Genomic DNA, 22,772 nt, shown 5'->3' on the forward strand with positions numbered 1-22,772 from the left:
ATAAATCTTGCTTCTTTTCTTCTGAAAGAATATTTTCTTGTGATAAATTTGAATCCTAAATGTATGTTTCATACTTTTGTACAAGAGTTCTTTATCTCGTTACAAGAAAATATCAGTCTAGTATTGGCTATACGTTTTGCTTAAATGTCGTTCTAATTTCCCTATGTCTCCACCTTCTTGCATGTAGGATTTTAACCTTTCTGCTAAAAGTAATCCATCTCGATTATTTAATTTTTTCATATCTATAAACGATGTAACCTTTACTATATCTGGGGTAATATCTCTACGAAACATTTGCCCTGGAACTTCATTCCAGAAACGATTCCACTCGTCCAATATTCCGATTTGATCAAATAAAAAACATTGCATCCCACATAGCCAAGCTGTGCAAGCCGTATTTCTCTTTTGACATCCTACTCCTTCTTGCAAATGTTGGCATAAAAAACAACAAGAATTCCCACTTTCAATACAAACTTTACAAACGTGATGAGCTCCTATTGAGCGAAATAGTTCCATTCCGTATTGAATAATATCCTCTTTCTTAACTTCAATACTCAATCTAATCCTCCTTACTCATCACTTCACGTTCTGTTTCATCCAACTCTTCTAACATTGAAATTGTATCGATTAAATGATTGTTAAAAATTTTCTTAGCAACTACCAGTAAATCCACAATCATAGGATCTCGCAAGGAATATAAAACTCGTTTTCCATCTTTCGTACCAACAACAATGTTCTTTGAGCGTAGTACACTAAGTTGTTGAGAAACAGCTGAACCTTCTTTATTAAGAATCGTTTGCATTTCATTTACGCTTTTTTCGCCCTCTGATAATAATTCAAGAATACCTATTCGCAAAGGATGTGATAAGGCTTTAAAAAAATCAGCTTTAAATTGTTGCATTTCATTTCCCATTCAAACGCCTCCGTTATTTATCCTTAATTTGAAAAACCATCATATACATCTTCAAATGTTTGAATATGTATATGATACTTCTAAAACTTACAAGTTTCAATATAAATTTCGAAACTTTAAAAACCTAACTGTTTTTTGTACCAGAACAAAGTTCCTTATTTTAATTCGATAAGGTTTTTAGTATTAGTTTGATAGGAATTGGGACAAACAATTTATCCATTATTTTCTTTTAAATCATTGCGTCTATTCTCATTTATAATTCCCTCTAAGTAAAATATTTCAAACGAAAAAACCTCACATCCTTAATGATGTGAGGTTTTGAAATGAGGACAGTATATATTCAAATTTGACTTTGCCACGTTTCTTCTACCCTCATTTGTTGCCTAACAAGAATTTTAAATTATTCTCTACAATCTCTTATAAATCATTTCCTTTAGATTTGACTAGCCTATTATGCAATTCAACTTGTTCTTCTAAATATTTTTCAAGCTCATTTCCAAATAAATCAACACCATCTTCTTTAGAAATTAATCCATTCAATATCTTTTTCACTATAGAGTTTTACAAGTTTATGATGTAGCTCAGGAACAAATGCTTCTGCATCAATTCCTTTTGTCTCTATTGTTTCTATCATCTTTTTGATATCCATAAGATTCACCCTTTCCGAAAAGCTAACTAAAGAAAACACAAGTTAAATACTGCTGTAAATTCTATTAATTAACTTATAAGTAACATTAATTGTTCATTTCTTTTCTCCCGTTCTTCTTTAGATGCTAGGTCGTACTTTTTTAAAAGGTGAAATATTTCATTTAATATTTGCTGTGAATGATTGTTTTTTAGAAATTCATGTAAGTCTTCAACCAAAAATTCGGATAAAAAGCATTGCTGCGTTTCAAGTTTATTGATTACATCTTCAAAAGAATGATCTATATTACACATTCTATTAAAATCCCTCCTTATATCCCGCTCTTTTAAAAGTTGCGTTCTTTTACTATGTTGATATTTAATTTCCATTTGTAGATAAGATCTTGAGCTAAAGATGTAAACATCTCTCCAACAAGCGAATCTTCGTCATATACGGACGAACCTTTATTTTCTTCAGGCTTTGCAAAAGGTATTTGTGCCATCACTTCTGTTTGCAGTTGTTCTGCTAACATTTCGCCGCCACCTTTCCCAAAGAGATAATTCCTTGAACCATCTTGTTCCTCATAATATGCCATATTCTCAACGATACCTAAAATATCGTGTTTTGTATACTTTGCCATTACCCCTACTCTGGAAGCAACAAACGAAGCTACACTATGAGGAGTAGTAACTATAATTCCCTTCGCATGAGGAATCATCGCAGCCACATCAATCGCGACATCTCCTGTACCAGGAGGCAAATCAAGAAGAAGATAATCTAATTCTCCCCAATGAGTATTGGCAATGAAATTTTGAATCCATTTGTTTAACATTGGCCCTCGCCACATAACTGGGTTATTACCCTCTGTAAAAAATCCCATTGACATAATTTTAACGTCGTGGCTAACGACCGGAATCGCTGTCTGATCTATCATTATTGGCTTTTGATTAGCTTCCATCATAGCAGGGATACTGAATCCATATATATCTGCATCTAAAATCCCAACCTTTTTCCCCATACGGGCTAAAGCAGTAGCAAGGTTAATCGTCACAGTTGATTTTCCGACTCCACCTTTTCCACTTGTCACAGCAATAAAACGTACACCTGAATCTGGTCGCAATATACTAGGCATGCCGGTTTCCGTTCTAGAATTTTTCTTTAAAATTTCTGTTAATGCAGCTCGTTCTTCCGGTGTCATGGAGCCGAAAGTCAAAGAAACCTTAGAGGCTCCAATGTTCCGAAGAGAGTCTTCAATATCTTGTTGAATTTTTGCCTTTAATGGACAACCTTGAATAGTTAAAATAACTTCAAGGTAAATATGTGTGCCATCAATTTGAATATTTCTTACCATGTTTAATTCCACGATACTTTTGTGCAACTCTGGATCCTGAACATGGCTTAAAACTTTCATAATTTGTTCATGAGTAAACATAAATCTCAGTCCTTTTCATTTTTATTTGATAATTTTTAGTACAAATAAAATTATCCGTGAATTCAACACCTCATATTTAATACTGGAGATGGATTAGTGCATATTTCCTCCCTCCGGTATTAATTTGTAAACAAAAAAACCACCATGAGTACCCGAACCCAATTAAATAGGCTTGTGTACTCATGGTGGAATAGATTACTAGCAATACTTACTAATATACCAATCCAACCACTTATAACATAAATAAAAAATGATAAAATGATAACAGTCCATTATTATCATTCCATCTATTATTATCATAAGTATAGCGTTAACTTTAATAACAAACAACGCCATTTAAAAACTTTATTGAAAATGATTTTCCTCTTTTCCCCTTGAGTTGTTAATGTATGGATCACCCCTAGGTAGGAGCGCTTTTAATCTATCTAAAATCATTCGCAGATTTAATGATAGTATCCGTAAACTTCACAAAGATTTATTTGAAATTTTGAAAAGACATTAAGAATAATAATTACAACTTATGAAAAAAATCTCCGCTACAAAAATCAAACAACATTATCCTCCACTTACAGGAGGGATAAACGCAACTGTATCTCCATCTTTTACAATATCCTCGTCAATTGCAAATTCTTCGTTGATAGCCGTCAGGACTTGATCCAAAGATTGTAAACGGTAGCTATCCTTGAGCCATTCTTTTAATTGATGAACTCTTATCTCTTTTTTTCTATTATTAATAATTGGTCTGAGCCGACTTCCTCTCGCAAATTAGCGAACAATAAAATTGTAATCATCTTCTCACTCTTCCTTCTTTGGTTCCCCTTTCGGGTACGGCGTATTTTCGAGCTGATCTCCAATCCACATTGTTCCATCTTCCCAAAATTCTTTTTTCCAAATTGGGACGACTTGCTTAATGCGTTCAATTGCGTATTCATTCGCTTTGTAGGCCACTTTACGATGTGGCGACGAAACTGCAATTACAACTGCAATATCTATTATTTCTAGTCGTCCCACCCGGTGTGTAATTGCTATCTTTGCACCCGGCCAATTCTTCTTAATTTCTTCACCAATTTGAGTAAGCATTTTTACTGCCATTGGTTTATACGCTTCATACTCTAAATGCAAAGTTCTTTTTCCTTTTGTCAATTCTCTTACTGTTCCAATAAAGGTTGTAATAGCACCCGCTTCTCTTCTTGCTACCTTATTCGTTATTTCTTCGACTAAAATAGGAGTATCTACTATTTCAAATAATACTTGTCCCATCAACATGATCCTCCTCTTGTTTTAAAGCTCTATTATTTATCCCGCTATTTGCGTGCAGTAAGATTCCACCTCAAAACTCAGCGAAAACAAAAAGGTTAGGTGGGAGATCAACTGCCCGTAAAAGCCTGATTGGTTCAACTAATAATCAGTGGGGGGCCATCCCCCACTGATTAAAGTTTCACTTTATAGGATGGAATAATATTGCTCCAAGGCCATTCACTTCCTTGATTATCTTCTAATAAGAGAACATCTACAAACATCCCTTTTTTATATCCTCTTGTACCGCCTGGGAGTACGATAAAAGCGTTTGATTCTGCTAATAAAGAAACCGCACTAGACTTATCAAATCCTGATGGATAGACGATTACTTGTCCTTCGTTATATATGAGCTTTGCTCGTACAAATCTTGTAAATGGATTAGGTTTTAAAAATTTTTCTCCCAGTAATGCTTTTTCTCTTTTTAAATGTGGCTTTTCACTGAACATATAGGTACGAATGCTAGGTCTTACGAATAACTCAAAGCCTACATAACAAGCAGAGGGATTACCTGATAATCCAAATAATAATTTTTTATTTAATTGTGCTACAGTCGTCACACTGCCCGGCCGCATTGCAACTTTGTTAAAAAAAACCGATGCCCCTAGTTTTTCGTAGATAGCTGGCAAATAATCATAATCCCCTACCGAAACACCACCGGTTGTAATTAGCATATCCACTTGGCTTAACGCTTCTTTTACCGCTGCGTGACACGTATCAAAATCGTCACTAAACTTACCAAAGTATTTCACTCTTCCTCCTGCTCTTCGAATTTGAGACAATATCATGTACGTATTACTATTTCGAATTTTTCCAGGTTGTAGTGATTCATTTACATCAAGAAGCTCACTCCCAGTCGCCAATACTCCAACTACAGGCTTTTTTGCAACTGGCACTTCACTGTAACCAAATGTAGCAAGGAGAGCTGAAATGCCTGGATTAATGTAAGAACCTCTCTTCGCAAGAATCGTCCCTTTACGTGTATCTTCACCTCGAAAGGAAATGTTGTCTCCTTTTTTGAATGAGCGTTTCACTTCCATATAGGTTTTACCGACATCCTCATATTGACGAGTCAATTCTAGCATCACAACTGCGTTACATCCTTTTGGAATTTGTGCCCCCGTCATAATTCGAACCGCTTGAAATTGCCCTACCTCTTGAGCAAATATGGAGCCTGCCCCAATTTCGCCAATTACTTCAAATAAGATTGGATTCTCATAACTTGCCCAGGCAGTATCTTCTGCCTTAATAGCAAATCCATCATAGGGGGAGCGATTGAAAGATGGAACATCATGATCAGCTACTAAGTCCTCAGCTAATATACGTCCGTAAGCTACTTCAAGTGGTATAAGTTCTTTTAAACCCTGTTCAGCAAATCCCATTACTTTATGGATGGCCTCTCCAACTGCAATCGGTATTCTTTTTTCCATCATTCCCCTCACTCCTTCTGTTATCCTAATAAACGATAGTATGTTTTTTTCGCTTTTTGAATTTCATTTGTCCCGTGAATAAATACACGACCATCTTGGAAAATGACCACACGGTAATCGTCTAGTTGGCAAGATAGCAAATACGGGTTTCGCTCTACTTTCCCGTGTTTTTTTAATACTTTTTCTAAATCGTCAAAGTTGTAATGACTATTATGCATCGGTCTAATTTGAACCGTATTTCTTCCGCATAAAACAACTGTCTTCGTTTGATTTTCATAAGATAAATAAGGATAAGTTCTATGCGGTCCGCACGAAGGACAATTGTCCGTTTTTATTTTTCCTAGTTTGATAGAATGATGTTGATTACTCCATATATCAAACATTAAAAAGGTTTTTCTAATTGCTGAGTAATCTTCCACTAAAATTTTGAATGCTTCTGCCACTTGATATGCTGCAACGATTTGGACAGCCGGACTAATAATTCCAACCGTGTCACATGTCGCTCCTGTAACAGGAACACTTTTTAGTACACAATGTAAGCACGGTGTTTTCTTCGGAATAATCGTATAGCTCATGCCATACCCCCCAACACAAGAACCATAAATCCACGGAATATCATATTTTTGTGATAGATCATTTATTATAAATCGAATATCAAAATTATCTGTTGCATCGATGATTATATCGACATCATCTAATAAAGCTTCCATATTTTCTACTCTTGCATCCATCACGAAAGCATCAATTTGTACTTCTGAATTGATTTGTTTTAGACGATTCTGTGCTGCGATTGCTTTTGGCAATTGTTCTATCGCATCTTGTTCAGCATAAAGCTGTTGCCGCTGTAAATTACTCCATTCTACGTAATCACGATCAATAATCGTTAATTTTCCAATACCTGCACGTACAAACGCCTCTGCACTTGCACTTCCTAATGCACCTGCCCCCACAATCAACACATGCTTATTTCTAATCTTCCCTTGTCCTTTACTTCCAATAGGAGTGAACAACTGTTGACGTGAATACCGCTCTATCATTAGATAGCCTTCCTTTCATGTACACACTCATCATTTAATTAAAAAAACATGCTTCATATTCGATCATTTTCTCAATACATCTTTCTCTGTAGCACTTTGTTTCTGATAACAAGAAAAATAAGCAAACCCAACAAATCCAGCTCCACCAATTACATTTCCGATAAAGACAGGAACAAAGTTTTTAGCAAGATCCATCCACGTAAGATGACCAGCAAAAATAACTGCTGAAATAACAAACATATTTGCTACTACTTGCTGAAATCCAATTACTACAAAGGCCATAATCGGAATCCAAATTCCAACAATCTTTCCAATCAAATCGTTCGTTCCATAAGCTAACCAAATCGCAAGGCAAACGAGCCAGTTACAACCAATTGCTAAAATTAACGTTCTCCCAAACGATTCATGTAACTTATCTTGAGCTATCGCGATCGTTTTATTTAAATACGCCCCCTCTGTTAGCCCGCCAAGGTGGCCAAAACAATAAGCTACGAAAAGTGCACCAACAAAGTTAGTTAAAGTTATCCAAACCCAGTTATTCAACACATTTTTCAATGAAATTTTCCGTGCATAAAGTGCCATGGACAGTGACATCATGTTTCCCGTAATTAATTCTCCTCCTGCTAAGACTACGAGCATAAGACCTATAGGAAAAACCGCTCCTCCTATAAAATTCACTAAACTTCCCCATTGCTGAGGTACATTACCTAGAACGCGAATATTAAGCAAAAATCCTAACGAAATGAATGCTCCTCCTAAAAATCCAAGAATAAGCATTGCGGATAGCGATTGCCTTACCTTTTGAACACCGGATTCAATCACAAGCTCAGCGATTTGTTCCGGTTTATGAAATGACATAACCAATTCCTCCATTTTTCCAATTAAAAAAGCAGCTTCAAAAACCCTTAACATAATAAGGATTTTTGAATGCTGCTTAATCTCCCTGCATTTCTCTTACAGAGATATCAATCATCACTTTTACTATAAAATAGAAAATCTGCAAAACTTGCACACTTTCCACTACTTACTTTAACAAAAAGAAGCTACGAACATCCTTCTTTCATAGTGATTTCTCAACCACCAATATGCGACATTTCAATTTTCGGCAATGCTTTTTTATTTGTATTACTTAGCCGTTCATCTGAATAGCGATCTGAACGATTATTCCAAATGTCACGAATAACATCAGTAATCTCCTCATCGGTATATCCAGAGCGAAGTAATTCTCTAAGATCGTTTCCTTTAGAAGCAAACAAACAAGTATACAATTTTCCTTCTGCAGAAATACGAGCTCTTGTACATGATGAACAAAAAGAATCTGTTACAGATGAAATAATTCCTATTTCCTCATCGCTACCGATATAACGATAGCGAGTAGCAACTTCACCAGGATAGTTCGCTTCAATTCGTTCAAGCGGCATAACTTTATGAATCATCTCTAATATTTCTTGTTTAGAGACTACCTCGCCTAATTCCCAGCCGTTAAAATTTCCGACATCCATATATTCAATAAACCGAAGAATATGCATATTCTCTTTAAAGTATTGCGCCATCTGAACGACGTCTTGTTCATTTTTTCCTTTTTGAACAACCATGTTCATTTTAATTTTCATCCCGACTTCCGCTGCAGCCTGTATTCCTGCAAGAACCGTTTTTACTTTACTTCTATTCCCATTTAAATAAGAGAAACGCTCTTCGTCTAAAGAATCTAAACTAACTGTCACACGCGATAAACCCGCCTTATATAAATCCGGTGCAAACTTCTTAAGTAGTGATCCATTTGTCGTTAAACCGATATCCTCTACTCCATCAATTTTGTTAAGTCGCTGTATTAATTCAGGAAGATTTTTCCGAAGTAAAGGCTCTCCCCCAGTAATACGCAACTTTCTTACACCTAAAGAAACGAAAATACGCGCTACTCTTTCAATTTCATCAAAAGATAAAATTTTATCATTAGACAAAAAAGAATAATCACGACCAAATATTTCCTCCGGCATACAATATCGACAGCGAAAATTACAGCGGTCAGTAACAGAAATACGTAAATCCTTTAAAGGACGGTGCAATTTGTCTAATGTGACAGATTTCATGTTTATTGCCTCGCTTCTACTTATTTTATATTTACAACCCGCTCTGGATGCGTATATACATTTAAGGATCCATTACGAATAAAGCCTATTGTAGTAATCCCTAACTGTTCTGCTAGCTCCAGTGCTAACTCAGTTGGAGCGGATTTTGACAATATGATTTCACAACCAATTTTCGCAACTTTTAATAGAATTTCTGAAGATATACGGCCACTAAAAACAATAATTTTATCACCAATAGAAATGTTGTTTTTTAAACAATAGCCGTAAATTTTATCTAAAGCGTTATGTCTTCCTATATCCATTCGGCTTAAAACAGTCCCATTCACATCACATAAAGCTGCATTATGAACCCCGCCTGTATGTTGAAAAGTAGACGCAGATTGCTGCATATCATTCATTAACCGAAAACAATCCTCGGCAGATACTTTTACGCGAATATCATTCATTTTCTTCGCAGTCAGCGCATCATTTGCGAAAACAAATCCTTGTCTACTCATTCCACAGCATGAAGTAATATAACGTTTATTTTGCATGTCACGATAATAAGGATTGATTTTTGTCGTTTTTACATGTACATATCCTTCTTTCTCCTGTACCCATATTTCATCAATATCTTCATACTTTCGGATAATACCTTCAGATGCTAAAAAGCCTATTACCATATCTTCAATATACTCTGGAGTACTAACCATTGTAACAAATTCCTGTCCGTTCATTTTAACCGTAACAGGAAACTCTGTTACAATGCTGTCCTCTATATGCTTAAACTCCCCTTGCTCATAACGAAAAATTTCCCGTTCCACCTGTATCGATTTCACGATGAGTATCCTTCTCTCACGTTATATTTTTATCAAAAACAAACACTGAAACTGCAATATCTTCGTCCACTTTCATATCAGAAAATAGATGAACTAATTTCGCCCCAACAAGTTCCTCTAAATGTTCACGAGAGTTAACCGCATAAACCTCCTGAATCATTTTCGTTCGAGCCATATGAACCATTTCCGCACCATCCATAGTTCCCGAAATAAACTTCTCAGTAGGTGTCAAATTTCCATAAAGTGTGGCAATAGCCATATTCTCAGCAAATACAGTATGAATTCGTTCCGGTCCTTTTCCAAACAAATCTTTTCGAAGTTTTCGTATCATATCATTAAACTCATGTACCATTTTTGACATACTCGCATTCCTCCCCGATTCATTAATAATACTTTTCAAATACTACTTCATCATAAATATTTTAACAAAATGACCTTTTCGTCTAAATTATTCACTCAAATAATTAAACGAAAAGGCTCATCTTTTGGAATTATTTCAAACATGCATACAACATATGAAATAATATTATTGTTGCTTACCTATTCGTCTTTTAACCCTTTACCCATACCTTTTAAGAAATGAAGACCGAATCCGATAGCACGGTTAATATCTGGATCCTTAAGTACCTTCATAAGGTCCAGTATCCCTACTTTTTTATTACTTTGCAGATGCTGATTACCTTCATCCATGCCTGTTAATACACTACCTACAAGCTTTTTAGTAAGTTCCGGATTAAGCTCTGTTAAAGCTCCTGCAGCGCCCATCATATTATTAATTAAATTTGTAACTGGTTCACGAGTGACTTGTCCTAAAACAATTTTTGCAATTGGTTCTTTCGCTTTAAGCATAGAATTTGCAGCTTCCAGCATCCCAATATCATTCAGTTCACCTACAATATTAAACATTTGATTTAAAGCTTCTTCATTATTAGCTAGAAGTTCTTTTAAATCTTCTAGCTTTTGTTGTTTTTGTTCTTCCTCAGTTAGCCCCTGCTTCTGGATCGCCTTAATAGGTGCTGCCATATTCTTTTCTCCTCCCTAGTTATCCGTTAAATGTACGTATCCTGGACGAGCCCACTTACGATTTACCTCAATCCCATTTTGAGGATGACGCTTTTTGTTACGTGGATTCGCTTTTGGCATCGGATTTTCACCTTCTACTTGTAACACTTCCATACGAACCTTCGTTTGTTTATATGCAGGTGTATTCGTACGTTGATCGACCGCCGGACCAGTTAAGAAATTAATCGCCGATTCTTTATCAGTTGAGTTCATCGGTAAATAAAGCTCATTTTCTTTTACGCGATCCGTTACAAGTGCACGTAATTTAAGTGCTCCAAAAGGAGAAACAAGGCGCACTAACGAACCAGTTTTAACTCCACGTTCTTTTGCAAGTTCTGGAGAAACTTCAACGAATACACCAGGCACTTTCGTTTGAATACCAGTTGATTTATTTGTCATATTACCTTCATGGAAATGTTCAAGCATACGACCATTATTAATGTGAAGATCATATTCCGCTGGGAATTCAGCAGGACGTACCCAATCAGCTATCGCAAAACGAGCTTTTTTGTCTGGGAAGTTAAATCCATCTTGGAAAAGAAGCGGCGTATTCGTTCCTTCAAAGCTTCCCCAATGGAAACTATTCCAGCCTTCAAGTACTTCATAGTTTGCTTGTGCGAAAAGTGGCGATAAACTTGCCATTTCAGCAAAGATTTCACTTGGATGACTATAGTTCCAATTTGCGCCTAATTTATTGGCAACCTGTTGTACAATCCACCAATCTGGTTTCGCATCACCTAGCGTTGGAAGAACTTGATATAATCTTTGTACACGACGCTCTGTATTTGTGAAAGTCCCTTCTTTTTCAAGAGATGGTGCTGCTGGTAACACTACATCGGCATATTGAGCAGTTTTAGAAAGGAAAACATCTTGAACGACAAAGAATTCAAGACTTGATAAAACTTCATGTACATGATTTGCGTTAGAGTCTACAAGGGCCATATCCTCCCCAACTAGATACATTGCTTTCATTTTCTCTTCTTCAATTGCGTGAAGCATTTCAATGTTATTAAGACCTGGTTTGTTATCAATTTTTACCCCGTAAGCTATTTCAAATTTCGCACGTTCTACATCGTCAGTAACGTGCTGATATCCTGGAAGCCAGCCTGGGAGAGTTCCCATATCACAAGCACCTTGTACGTTGTTATGACCTCGTAGCGGATATGCACCAGCACCTGGGCGACGATAATTTCCTGTTGCAAGCAGTAAGTTTGAAATCGCAGCGGAAGTATCTGAACCGCCCGTATTTTGCGTCACACCCATTCCCCAAAGAATACACGTACCATCTGCATCACGAATCATTTCTGCCATTTTAATGAGAGTTTCTTTTGAAATGCCTGTAATCTCTTCTGCATATTCAAGCGTATATTCCGCCAGGCTATCTTTGAAATCTTCAAAGAAGTTTACATTCTCGTCGATGAACTGTTGATCATGCCAACCTTGATCAATCATATATTTCGTAACAGCCATTAACCATACTTGGTCTGTTCCTTGCTTTGGACTAATAAAGATATCTGAACGCTCTGCCATTTCAGTTTTACGAAGATCTGCGACAATTAGTTTTTGACCGTGAAGTTTATGTGCACGTTTCACTCGAGTAGCTAAAACAGGGTGGCCTTCTGTTGGATTACAACCAACGATAATAACGAGACCTGATTGTGCGATATCTTTAATCGTTCCTGCATCTCCGCCCATACCAATTGTACGGAATAATCCATCTGTCGCTGGCGATTGACAATAGCGTGAGCAGTTATCAACGTTATTCGTTTCGAACACTTGACGCGCTAATTTTTGAATGACATAGTTATCTTCATTCGTAATTTTAGAAGAAGAAATAAAGCCTACGGAACCACTGCCGTATTGTTGTTTAATGTAACCTAATTTATTTGTGACTACATTAAGCGCTTCTTCCCAAGTCGATTCAACAAACACTCCATTTTTACGAATTAAAGGTTTAGTAAGTCGTTTTTCAGAATTAACGAAATCCCAACCAAATTTCCCTTTCACACAAGTAGAAATTGCATTAACCGGTGCTTCAGAATTTGGTTGTACTTTAAGAATTTTACGTCCCTTCGTCCACACTTCAAATGAGCAACCTACACCGCAAAATGTACATACTGTTTTCGTCTTCTTCGTACGAGTATCGCGCATCGCAGCTTCTACTTCTGAAACAGCGAAAATACCGCTATATCCAGGTTCAACTTCTTTTATAAGATCAACCATAGGCTCAAGAATATCAGGTTTCAGCCCTGTCATAAATCCAGCTTCACCAAGCATCGATTTCTCCATTAATGCATTACAAGGACAAATCGTTACACATTGACCACAGCTTACACATGAAGAATCGTTAATATCCACTCCATCGTCCCAAATAACACGAGGACGCTCCGCTTCCCAATCTATAGATAACGTTTCATTTACTTGTAAGTTTTGACACACCTCTACGCATTGACCGCACGCGATACACTGGTTAGGATCATAGCGATAAAATGGATGAGACATATCAACTTCACTTGCATCAACTTTTGGCTCATAAGGATATTTTTGATGCTCAATTTCCATTAATTCTGCCGTATTATGCAATTTACAATTCCCATTATTGTTGTCACAAACCGTACAGTAAAGTAAATGATTTTCCAATAATCGGTCCATCGCCTCATGCTGCGCTGCCTTCGCACTAATAGAGGACAACTCAATATTCATACCGTTCGTCACTACTGTAGAACAGGATCGCACAAGCTTCCCATTAACTTCTACAATACAAGTATCACACGTTTGAATAGGATCCACTTCCGGCACGTAACAAATTTGCGGATGTTCAATTCCGTTCTCATTAATAATGCCCAGTATAGTTGAACCAGGCTCAGCACTATATTCTTTGCCGTCAATTGTAATATGAACCATGCTGTTGTTCATGGTTACTCCCCCTTTTTGAGAATAAAAAAACTCCACCACGAAAATATACGCACCACATTTTTGGTACGCTATCATCATGGTGGAGTAGTTTATTAGCACATCTTGCTAAAATACCAATCCATTTATTCATAAATAAAATGATAGATTCATAACAGGTCATATCACGATTCCATCTTTAACACTATAATTATAGCGTTTAATCCAAAAATACACAATATAAAAATGATAAAAAAGTCACGGCACTCAATGCTCTGACTTGTTTGGATATATTCGTTTAATCAGGGAGCCATGCATTGACAAGCATAATTGCACCGCATGCTACTGAGCTTTCGGTGAATTAACTTTGCAGTCTCCATCCGTTTCAACATAGGGGTAAGCGTTCCTTTATCCAGCCTTCACCGTGCTTTGTTTGCTTTCCCAAAGTACCAGAGGAACAAGATATTACAGATGAGTCAAATTCAGTTCTTTGATAGCTGTAGGACTAATTATTTATTTTTGTTATTCCCGTAATAAAAGTTCACTTAATAATAAGTATTAGCTCACATAAAAAAATAAATGTAACTTAATTTTAAATACACGGTTATTTATTAAGCTAAAGGATTTCTTATAAAAAATCCTCCAGCTTTTTTATAATCATAATTTGAATTAGCAAACTTTGATGAAACATATCTTTGTACAACAAAAAGAAAGCATAAATCTGCATTTTATGCAAAGTTATACTTCATATCACACGTTGTTTTATATTAGAATCAACGTGCAATGCTATTTTATTATCTTTTAAATGGCTTTATTATTTGTTAAACACCGTTTTAATTCGTGAACATTAATTCTCCAAATAAACCCTTTGTATAGTTATTCTTATTCTGAATGGCTTATATTGTCTTGACGCAAGATATACGAAAAAAAGCACTCCATCTTGCTACAGAACCTTTTTACCTAGTAAAGAACTTTTTTATCTTTTACCACATAATAAAATTCAAGCTAAAAAGTGTCTTAAGTAAAAAACTTTTTTATTCTAACTTATTTTTAAATATTTTCAGATTATATCATATTCCATATGCCTATATTTTATCATTATGTACTGTTGTTTATAATCTTTATTGCACAATATTAGATAGAAAATACACCTAGATTTTGAATACACAATGATATAAATAAGCATATATCATTGTGTATTCAAAAATTTTCAGGATTACTCCATCGTCCTAAATAAGTTGAATGATCTACATTAAATATATTCTTCATAGAGATAAATACTTTCGCACCTTTCAGAATAAAGAAGTGGTGTGTCAACACGAAACTAGACAATTTTTTTAAGGTGCTCCTGCCTGTACTGAACAGGGCTCAAATAGCCTAATGTGCCATGGATTCTAACATTGTTAAACCAGTTTACGTAGTCGTTCAATTCTAAAATCAATTCTTCTAAACTTGTGAAATGACGATCGCGAACGAACTCTGTTTTAAAGATTTTGTAGGTTGCTTCCGCTACCGCATTATCATATGGACAGCCTTTCGCACTTAATGAACGCTGGATTTTGAAGGTCTCTAACGTGTCATGGATCAGCTTGTTTTTGAACTCATTTCCTCGATCTGTATGAAATAAGGTAATCCGATTTAAGTTTGTTTTCACCGTTGCGAAAGCTTGTGAAACAAGCTCGGCATCTTTCTTTTGGCCTGCGCTATGGCCTATGATTTCTCGATTAAAGAGATCGACTAATAAACATACGTAATTCCACTTTTTGTTCACACGGACGTATGTTAAATCACTTACGACTACAGCCAGCTCTTCTTGTTGGTTGAACTGACGATTGAGTTCGTTTGAAATGTTTTCTTCGTTACAGCTAACTCTCTTCGGCTTAAATTGTGCAATCGTATAGTTCGATACTAAACCTTGGTTCTGCATGATTCGCCCAATACGGCGACGTGAAATCACATATCCTACCTTTTTTAGTTCTACTTTTATCTTTCGTGTTCCATAGTTCTGACGGCTCTCTCGGAAGATTTCTTTCACGAGTGGTGACAATTCATCTACTGTATCTTGTGCTTGTTTGGCTTCATAATAATACGTTGCTCTTGATAATTGTAGGACATTGCACATTGCTGATATTGAGTATTTATGTAGGTTATTCTTCACTACTTTTACTTTCGTCCTAGTATCAGCGCTGCTTGCTTTAAAATATCATTTTCCATAAGAAGTTGTTTGTTTTGTTTTCTCAACGCTTCCAACTCTAGTTGTTCAGCGGTCTTATTATCTTTCTCTTTAAACGAGCCAGACGTATGATTTTGATTGATCCATCGATCCAATGATGATGGTGTTAATCCATATTCCTTAATGATGTCTTTCCTTGGTTTACCATTCTGATACAGTTGAACCATTTGGTGCTTAAATTCCGCTGTAAAGGTTCTTCTTTCTCTTTTATTGTTCGTCATAGTAGATTCTCCTCAAATATATTAGTTGTAGTCTACTTGACCTTAATTTTTTTGTCTAGTTCAGTGTAGCCTATCCACTTAGTGGTATAGTTTTGTTAGTTTGTTTTTGTCGTTCTAACAAATCTGTAAGATGTACACTAAGTTTTCGTCTTGTTTCTCCATTTAAATTAAGAAAAGAACTGGAAATTTTAGCTCGCCCATCCTTATTTTTTATATCTAACCATTTTATTATCTCCTGTATCTTCTGAGGTACTTCCTGTTTAGGTTTTGGTGGTGCTGAATTATCAAAAATTAGTTGATTGAAATATGCATCCAAGTCCTCCCGGTATCCTTGCCAAAAGACTCTTACTCCTTTTTTCTCTTCTGCCAATTGAGCGTAGTCATTATGATGTATGTACATACCTAAATGATCAAGTTCATCAAATAATTCTAATTCCTCAGTTTTTGCCCCCTTTATTCGTTGTTCTAAAAAATGTGTAAACATACTTGGTGATTCAAAGTAGTTTGTATATACCCTTAAATCATCGATAGAGAGACTCCAAACCGGAAATTCATTAATTTCAATACCTAAAGGCTTTAATTTTTCTGCTCTTGCTGCAAACGAAGTGAAATTATCTATTGTTAAACAACAAATGGTTATCTGTCGAAAATCATCTTTTCTCAGCTCTCGAATCGGCTTATGCGATTCATCATAAATTGTAACCGCATTATCACTAAAAATATAATCAATAAATCTTTTAGCTTGTTCATGTGGATTCTTAATAAGAGCCTTAATTGATTTAATATAAGCTGGAAAGTCAGTAGCTGGCGAAGTATAAGTAAATGAACCAGCTTTAACTTCGATAACTATAATGTGATCATCATATATAATGATCCCATCATTTTCACACCACTGTTTTTTCTTTCCAATTCGACTCGGATAATAAATAGATTTGTACATTTCAGGTTTATTCAGTAACTTATTAAATAAAGTGAAGGGCAATTCTTCCGAAATTTCTTTTTGTTCTTCATTCCATGTTTCCTTATAATCCGGTTTAAGATTAAAAAGAAGTCTCTGTATTACCCTATATAAATTTTCAAACATGCTATAAACATCAAAACAATAATACTTATCGTTTATAAAAATGAAAGGACGTTCTTCTATAGGCATTCTTCTAAGAGGCCATCCAGCATATTCACCTTCAGCAAAGAAACTCTTTTCCTCTCCAGGAGCCCATGATAAATTTCTTAATAAAACATCTGGTAATCCAGTAATCTTTTGAACGTCAAATAAATCATAACCAAACATTTTACCCAAGGCAGAGTCTCTCAACTCCTCTAAACCCAATTTTTCAATTAATTTCTGCATTTCTTTCTGAGGTGTCATATCTAAATTTGCACTAACATTAAACTCCAAAGCTGGTAAAGTTTTTTCTCTTAATAATTCCATATCATTTTTACCATCATTAAAACCTTGCATTAATGAATATTGTAATTTTGAAATTCCAGTCAAGAAATCTTCAACAGTTATGTTAAAAAGCTCCCTAAAAATGTTATCATGAGGACTTAGTAAATCACGTAAATGAGGAATTTCATGAATTGAATATCTCTGCCCTCTTACATGTGCTCTTAACCCTTGTGCCTGTACATATATTGAATCATACTCTGGATCGTAGTTTGGATCATTAATTTGAAGGTGCGCGCTTTTAGTAAGATGATATTCCTTAAGATTAGAATATAACTCTGATACTTTGACAGAGATTTCACCCCATAGTTGTTCAGAGATATCTTTATCACTTTCTTGTTGCTGTGGTTCAGATGAAACAATAATACTTTGTACATAATCTAGCATTCTCACTGAAACACTATCGTCAAATTCACCTTGAAACTCTGATGTTATATTCATTTGTGTCATCAGTAGCATGAAATAACTTTGATGTAATATTCGTAATGGATCTCCCTTAGTCACCAAATTACGTATAGAGTTTACTAAATCATCAATTTTTTTATATATAGTAGGATGCTGTTCTGCTAAAGATTGTATAAGTTTACGATGTTCTTCCTCTGACATATTATTCTGCATAATTACTGCGTTTTCAAGTTGAAAAACTTCGATTGGACTAGTATTCTTACTTATCTTAGTATTTTTGTATTTTTCTGCTTTTTTCAAAATTGCTTCCCCCTTATATATAGCTAATATATCAATATTTATATATCCCTTGAATTACAAAGGAGTTTTTTCTTAAAATCCTTCTTTATTTTATATATTATAGAATAAAGAAGCATGACATCAAATTGTCATGCTCTTGTCCTAAGGTTTAAAACTAATACTTTTTTCAATGTAAACCCTTCTTCCACCCTAACTTGTTACAGAGTTTTTTACTCAGTTAAGAACTTCATTCTTTTTTGATATTTTCACTTCTCAAACACAAAATTAATTTTATCATCTTTCCACTCTAGCTTCGCATCGAATGCTTTATCATTTTTCTTAAACCCTTTAATTAAATCTGTCTGTTCACCATGTAATAATTTCTTCATATTCTTCTGTGAAATTGTCTTTCCTAATATTTTTTTCGAAATTGTAAAATCACATTTTGTTGTGGAATAATTCGAGCATCCATAAAAAGTGGATTTGTCAACGACATCTCCATCACACTTTTTACATCTCCCAACTTTTGTTCCCATTGATGATTTCTTTTTAGAACCTGATTTACCTTGAAATTGCGTAAGATCAAACTGTTGGAAATTCCATTCTGTACTTTGTTCTGTTGCATCATCAATAAGCTTTAGAGTAAGTTTCTTCGTTTGTTCCATAAACACACTTGGTGATGCAACTCCATCTCCAATTTCATCTAACCTTTGTTCCCATTTTGCTGTCATCTCTGGTGAAGCTAAAATGCTATCACCAATGGCTTCTATTAAAAGTTTTCCCTTGTCAGTAGCTGATACCTGGTTCTTCTTAACCTCAATATATTTGCGATCTTTTAGAACACCTATAATACCAGCTCGAGTTGCTTCTGTTCCTAATCCCTCTGTCTTATTTAATACCTTTGTTAACTCTTCATTATCTAAATATTTACCTGCCGTTTTCATAAGTGTAATGAGTTGTCCTTCTGTATATCTCTTAGGAGGTTGTGTTTTGCCCTCTTTTACAGTTACATCTTGAACAATACCCTGTTCTCCCTTTTCTAGTGAAGGTAAATCTTGTTCATCCTCATCTTTATTCTTTTCCTTCTTATTACCATAAATAACTTTACGCCAGCCAGATTGAATTTCTTCTTTTCCTTTAGATATAAACGCTGCTCTTCCATCAACCAATGTGTTAACTGTGGTATAGTCAAAGATTGCTTTATCATAGTGTGCAGCAAGTAAACGTCTAATAATTAAATCATATATTTTTTGTTCTTCTCCAGACAATCTAGACGGATTTATTACTTGTTCTGTTGGAATAATAGCGTAGTGATCTGTTACTTTTTTTTCATTTACGTAGCGCTTATTTTCCATAATTGAAGAAAAAGGCAATGGATATAATGAACTATATGCCTCTATACTACTTATTTTCTGTAGTATATCCGGGAACATTGATGCTTCTTCTTTGGTCACAAAGCTTGAATCCGAACGTGGATAAGAAATAATCCCTTTGATATACAACTTTTGAGCGATATCTAATGTTTGTTGTGGTGAATATTTAAAGCGTTTATTTACCTCAGCTTGTAGCGAGGAGAGATTAAATAGAAATGGTGGCTGAAATTCCTTTCTTTCCTTTTCAAGCTCATGAACTTCAGCATCTTTTCCTTTACAAAATTGTGCAATTTTATGAGCCATAGCTGCTTCTTTTATTCTCGAGTCATTATCTTTATGCCATTTGCCCATATAAACCTTACCATCCATATTAAATGTAGCATTAACCTCCCAAAAAGGTTCAGACTTAAAGTTCTCAATTTCCTTTTCTCGTTTAACAATTAAAGCAAGTGTTGGTGTTTGAACTCGTCCTGTTGAAAACACATCTGAAATACCTTTTTGTTGTAATAAAAGTGTATATGCGCGTGAAGCATTCATACCAACAAGCCAATCTGCACAAGAACGACTATATGCTTCATAGTAAAGATTTCGAGTCTCTTTTTCATCTAACAAATTTTTAAATCCATTTGTAACCGCATTTTGAGTTAATGAAGATATCCATAAACGCTTCATCGGTTTATTATTTCTACACAACATCAACGTTAACCTAATAATAGCTTCCCCTTCTCTTTCGGCGTCTCCCGCTATTATTATTTCGTTAACTTCATTATGATGGACTAATTCCTTGACTATATTAAATTGCTTCCATTTTGATTTTGTAACTCTATGATTAAATTTCTCCGGAATAATGGGTAAAGTATTTAAACTCCACTTTTTCCATTTTGGATCATATTCCTCAGGTGGAACCAATTCACATAAATGGCCAACTGCCCAACTTAAATATGCTCCTTTAGGAAATACATCATTTGGAGCAATTTCAATATACCCATTTCTTTTTTTATGCGAAAAAGGTGCTGCCAGTTTGGCACCTTGATCTGGTTTTTCAGCGATTATTAATTTCATGTCTTTCTCCTTTGATTTAAACCTAGAGCACATCTCTTTTACATTTTCATCTTGTAATATTGTTACTTCTCAAATATTGATAAAATGAAGCTCTTCCAATTTTAGTTATATCACATATTTCTTTTACTGTTTTTTCTCCCTGTTTATACAACTCAATTGCATGTAGAAGGGATTTGTTTTTTTCGTTATATGTTTTCACACGACCACGATATTTCCCTTTTTCTTTCGCAATAGCAATCCCTTCTTTTTGACGCATATTTATTAAGTCACGCTCTAATTGATTAACTCCAGCCATGACTGTTAATAAAAATGTACTATAGGGATTATCACTGGACATATCTAACCACGTATCCTTTAAACTTTTTAAAATAACACCTTTACTTTTAATTAACTCCAACAAAGAAAATAAGTCTTGGGTACTACGCGTAATACGTGTTAAATCCGTAACTACTATTATATCTCCTTCTTGGAGTTCTCCTAGCATTTCTTGTAACACGATTCGATTTGTTGTGGATCCGCTAGTCTTTTCTCTATATATTTTTTCACATTTATATTCTTGTAACTGCTTTAATTGTCGAGCTAAACTTTGTTTTTCAGAACTTACTCGTGCATAACCTAAAATCATTGAAAGCCTCCCCTAGGCAATTCTGTCATTACTATTTTAGCACTTAATTTCTAGACATTCTATCTAGACATTAGTTTCCTTTAAATACTCTATTCTTCTTTTTGTCTAGATAGGGTGTACTCCATTTACACATTATGATTTTAATTAGGCAATACTATTAATAGAAAAATTTACATCTAAAAAAATTAGTTAATCGTTCTTAATTTTAAAAATATAATTATACACATTCATGAATTCTTTATCTTGAAGATATTCTTCACTTAGAAGATATACAATTTGATTTTTCTGAAGCGTAAACCATTCTGTGGAATTAAAAAGTGGATGTCTGTGATTTAAAAATTTCTTTTTAATATATGCTTCCAAATTATAAGCATTATCATTACAAATAACCTTTAATTTTTTCAGTTCTCCATTAGGATATTTATGTTTATAACTTTCTTCAGCCTCAAAAAAACGTCTTAAAAGTGAATTGTATGTAACCCCTACCTTATAAGTACCAGTGCCATGATCACCAAATAAATATAACATTCTTGCATTTCCATAAGTCTTTATAAGCTTAAAATTATATGTTAAATTAGCAAAATGATTTTTATAACAATATACATCACCTGGAAAATGACGCCTTACAATAAATTCTTCCTTTTCAAATTTTTCTTTCAGAGATATTATTTCCTTTTGAAATCTATGCTTCGTATAACCAAGAAGATCATTAGTAGTTGCTAATAAATATTTATATAAAATATCAATATGTACAATTCGTGATTCAGAAATATAAAACCTTTTATATCGAGTTAAAAATATCAGATTTTCTAGTAGCGTCAAAACTTCAGATAAATCCTTCTCTTCTATGGATTTAGCATTTGCTATCCACTTATATCCCTTATAGTAGCTAGTCCAATTGTTTAGCTGATAATCTATCTTGTTACATATATCCTTTGCCTCTTCATCAAAAATTAAGTTATTTCCAAGAAATCCAGATTCATATTCCCCTAACTTATTCCTTATATTATTTATTACTTCTATCCTTTTTTGTTTCAATTTACCCATATTTAATAACGACTTGCACATAACCTTTGATTCTACAACTAGAACACACATCTTTTCTCTAACTGTAAAGCTTAACTTACTATCATTTGTGTAGCAAGAATCTAACTTTTTTTCGAGCTCTATAATTTTAAGGTTGTGATCAGATATTTGCTTTATTAAAGAGACGTTTTTAGTTAATAATTTTGTATACGCTCGTTTATATTCTATTTGTTTATTTGATGCTACATATAATTTTTGATTTAATTGTGTGATTTTAGCACTCTGATGTCCTTTTTCTTCTTCTAGTTCTATTATTATTTTTTCTGCTCTCCGAACTTTCTGTTCGAGAAAATTTATATATGTATCATCTAACTCCATTTCTTGTAAATAACTCCTAAACTCTTTCTCATACTCCAACAATCTTTCCAATGCTGAAATACGTGTATAAAACCATTCAACAAACACAAGCATCCTAGCATCATCTCCATATATAAGTACTGTACTAAAAT

21 protein-coding genes and 2 pseudogenes are annotated in these 22,772 nt (G+C 34.6%); all 23 read right to left on the reverse strand.

Annotated elements, in window-relative coordinates:
• Positions 1-117: 117 nt before the first annotated feature.
• Complete coding sequence (locus MHH45_RS06660; RefSeq protein WP_003196901.1) at positions 118-558, reverse strand: hypothetical protein; 441 nt, start codon at positions 556-558, stop codon at positions 118-120.
• 1 nt (position 559) lies between these two features.
• Entirely contained in the window at positions 560-913 is a 354-nt protein-coding gene (locus tag MHH45_RS06665; protein ID WP_003196899.1) for an ArsR/SmtB family transcription factor, read from the reverse strand.
• Between the two features lie 417 nt (positions 914-1,330).
• Entirely contained in the window at positions 1,331-1,453 is a 123-nt protein-coding gene (locus tag MHH45_RS06670; RefSeq protein ID WP_255255182.1) for a hypothetical protein, read from the reverse strand.
• On the reverse strand, positions 1,434-1,562 hold the full coding sequence (locus MHH45_RS06675; RefSeq protein ID WP_257129071.1) for a hypothetical protein: 129 nt from the start codon (positions 1,560-1,562) through the stop codon (positions 1,434-1,436). The genes MHH45_RS06670 and MHH45_RS06675 overlap by 20 nt, the downstream gene beginning before the upstream one ends.
• A 68-nt stretch (positions 1,563-1,630) precedes the next feature.
• A complete protein-coding gene (locus tag MHH45_RS06680) occupies positions 1,631-1,852 on the reverse strand; it encodes a group-specific protein (protein ID WP_088094377.1) in 222 nt (73 codons plus the stop codon).
• Positions 1,853-1,884: 32 nt separating this feature from the next.
• Positions 1,885-2,970: a P-loop NTPase gene (locus MHH45_RS06685; RefSeq protein ID WP_088094376.1), complete on the reverse strand. Its 1,086-nt coding sequence runs from the start codon at positions 2,968-2,970 to the stop codon at positions 1,885-1,887.
• Positions 2,971-3,525: 555 nt separating this feature from the next.
• Positions 3,526-3,761 (reverse strand): annotated as a pseudogene (gene moaD / locus MHH45_RS06690) (molybdopterin converting factor subunit 1).
• A 4-nt stretch (positions 3,762-3,765) separates the two neighbouring features.
• Complete coding sequence (locus MHH45_RS06695) at positions 3,766-4,230, reverse strand: molybdenum cofactor biosynthesis protein MoaE (RefSeq protein ID WP_088094375.1); 465 nt, start codon at positions 4,228-4,230, stop codon at positions 3,766-3,768.
• A gap of 170 nt (positions 4,231-4,400) precedes the next feature.
• Entirely contained in the window at positions 4,401-5,696 is a 1,296-nt protein-coding gene (locus MHH45_RS06700; protein WP_088094387.1) for a molybdopterin molybdotransferase MoeA, read from the reverse strand.
• A 20-nt stretch (positions 5,697-5,716) separates the two neighbouring features.
• Positions 5,717-6,733 (reverse strand): molybdopterin-synthase adenylyltransferase MoeB, encoded by a 1,017-nt coding sequence (locus tag MHH45_RS06705; RefSeq protein WP_088094374.1) that lies wholly within the window; start codon positions 6,731-6,733, stop codon positions 5,717-5,719.
• Positions 6,734-6,796: 63 nt separating this feature from the next.
• A complete protein-coding gene (locus tag MHH45_RS06710; RefSeq protein ID WP_029427105.1) occupies positions 6,797-7,591 on the reverse strand; it encodes a formate/nitrite transporter family protein in 795 nt (264 codons plus the stop codon).
• Positions 7,592-7,806: 215 nt separating this feature from the next.
• Positions 7,807-8,823, reverse strand: a complete 1,017-nt coding sequence (moaA, locus tag MHH45_RS06715; protein ID WP_088094373.1) for a GTP 3',8-cyclase MoaA — start codon at positions 8,821-8,823, stop codon at positions 7,807-7,809.
• Positions 8,824-8,843: 20 nt separating this feature from the next.
• Positions 8,844-9,641 (reverse strand): formate dehydrogenase accessory sulfurtransferase FdhD, encoded by a 798-nt coding sequence (fdhD, locus tag MHH45_RS06720; protein WP_088094372.1) that lies wholly within the window; start codon positions 9,639-9,641, stop codon positions 8,844-8,846.
• A gap of 16 nt (positions 9,642-9,657) precedes the next feature.
• Positions 9,658-10,002: a DUF2294 domain-containing protein gene (locus MHH45_RS06725; RefSeq protein ID WP_002168730.1), complete on the reverse strand. Its 345-nt coding sequence runs from the start codon at positions 10,000-10,002 to the stop codon at positions 9,658-9,660.
• 179 nt (positions 10,003-10,181) lie between these two features.
• Positions 10,182-10,664, reverse strand: a complete 483-nt coding sequence (locus MHH45_RS06730; protein ID WP_003196878.1) for a DUF1641 domain-containing protein — start codon at positions 10,662-10,664, stop codon at positions 10,182-10,184.
• A gap of 15 nt (positions 10,665-10,679) precedes the next feature.
• Entirely contained in the window at positions 10,680-13,619 is a 2,940-nt protein-coding gene (fdhF, locus tag MHH45_RS06735; protein WP_088094371.1) for a formate dehydrogenase subunit alpha, read from the reverse strand.
• Positions 13,588-13,779, reverse strand: a complete 192-nt coding sequence (locus MHH45_RS06740) for a hypothetical protein (protein ID WP_088094370.1) — start codon at positions 13,777-13,779, stop codon at positions 13,588-13,590. Before MHH45_RS06740 ends, fdhF begins: the two co-directional genes overlap by 32 nt.
• Positions 13,780-13,939: 160 nt before the next feature.
• Positions 13,940-14,060 (reverse strand): annotated as a pseudogene (locus MHH45_RS28025) (MarR family transcriptional regulator); the annotation flags it as partial.
• Between the two features lie 859 nt (positions 14,061-14,919).
• Positions 14,920-16,049, reverse strand: a protein-coding gene (locus tag MHH45_RS06745; protein ID WP_088093830.1) for an IS3 family transposase whose coding sequence is annotated in 2 segments (ribosomal slippage) — positions 14,920-15,794 and positions 15,794-16,049 — 1,131 coding nt in all. Because the reading frame shifts where the segments join, the coding sequence is not laid out codon by codon here.
• Between the two features lie 70 nt (positions 16,050-16,119).
• Complete coding sequence (locus tag MHH45_RS06750) at positions 16,120-18,198, reverse strand: nuclease-related domain-containing protein (RefSeq protein WP_088094581.1); 2,079 nt, start codon at positions 18,196-18,198, stop codon at positions 16,120-16,122.
• Positions 18,199-18,443: 245 nt separating this feature from the next.
• The gene (locus MHH45_RS06755; protein ID WP_088094582.1) at positions 18,444-20,612 is read right to left on the reverse strand and encodes a DNA topoisomerase III; all 2,169 of its coding nucleotides are present in this window, start codon (positions 20,610-20,612) and stop codon (positions 18,444-18,446) included.
• Between the two features lie 46 nt (positions 20,613-20,658).
• The gene (locus tag MHH45_RS06760) at positions 20,659-21,237 is read right to left on the reverse strand and encodes a recombinase family protein (RefSeq protein ID WP_088094583.1); all 579 of its coding nucleotides are present in this window, start codon (positions 21,235-21,237) and stop codon (positions 20,659-20,661) included.
• Between the two features lie 189 nt (positions 21,238-21,426).
• On the reverse strand, positions 21,427-22,734 hold the full coding sequence (locus tag MHH45_RS06765; RefSeq protein WP_088094584.1) for a GIY-YIG nuclease family protein: 1,308 nt from the start codon (positions 22,732-22,734) through the stop codon (positions 21,427-21,429).
• Positions 22,735-22,772: the final 38 nt, after the last annotated feature.

The organism is Bacillus sp. FSL K6-0042 (assembly GCF_038006685.1).
Taxonomy (GTDB): Bacteria; Bacillota; Bacilli; order Bacillales; family Bacillaceae_G; genus Bacillus_A; species Bacillus_A pseudomycoides.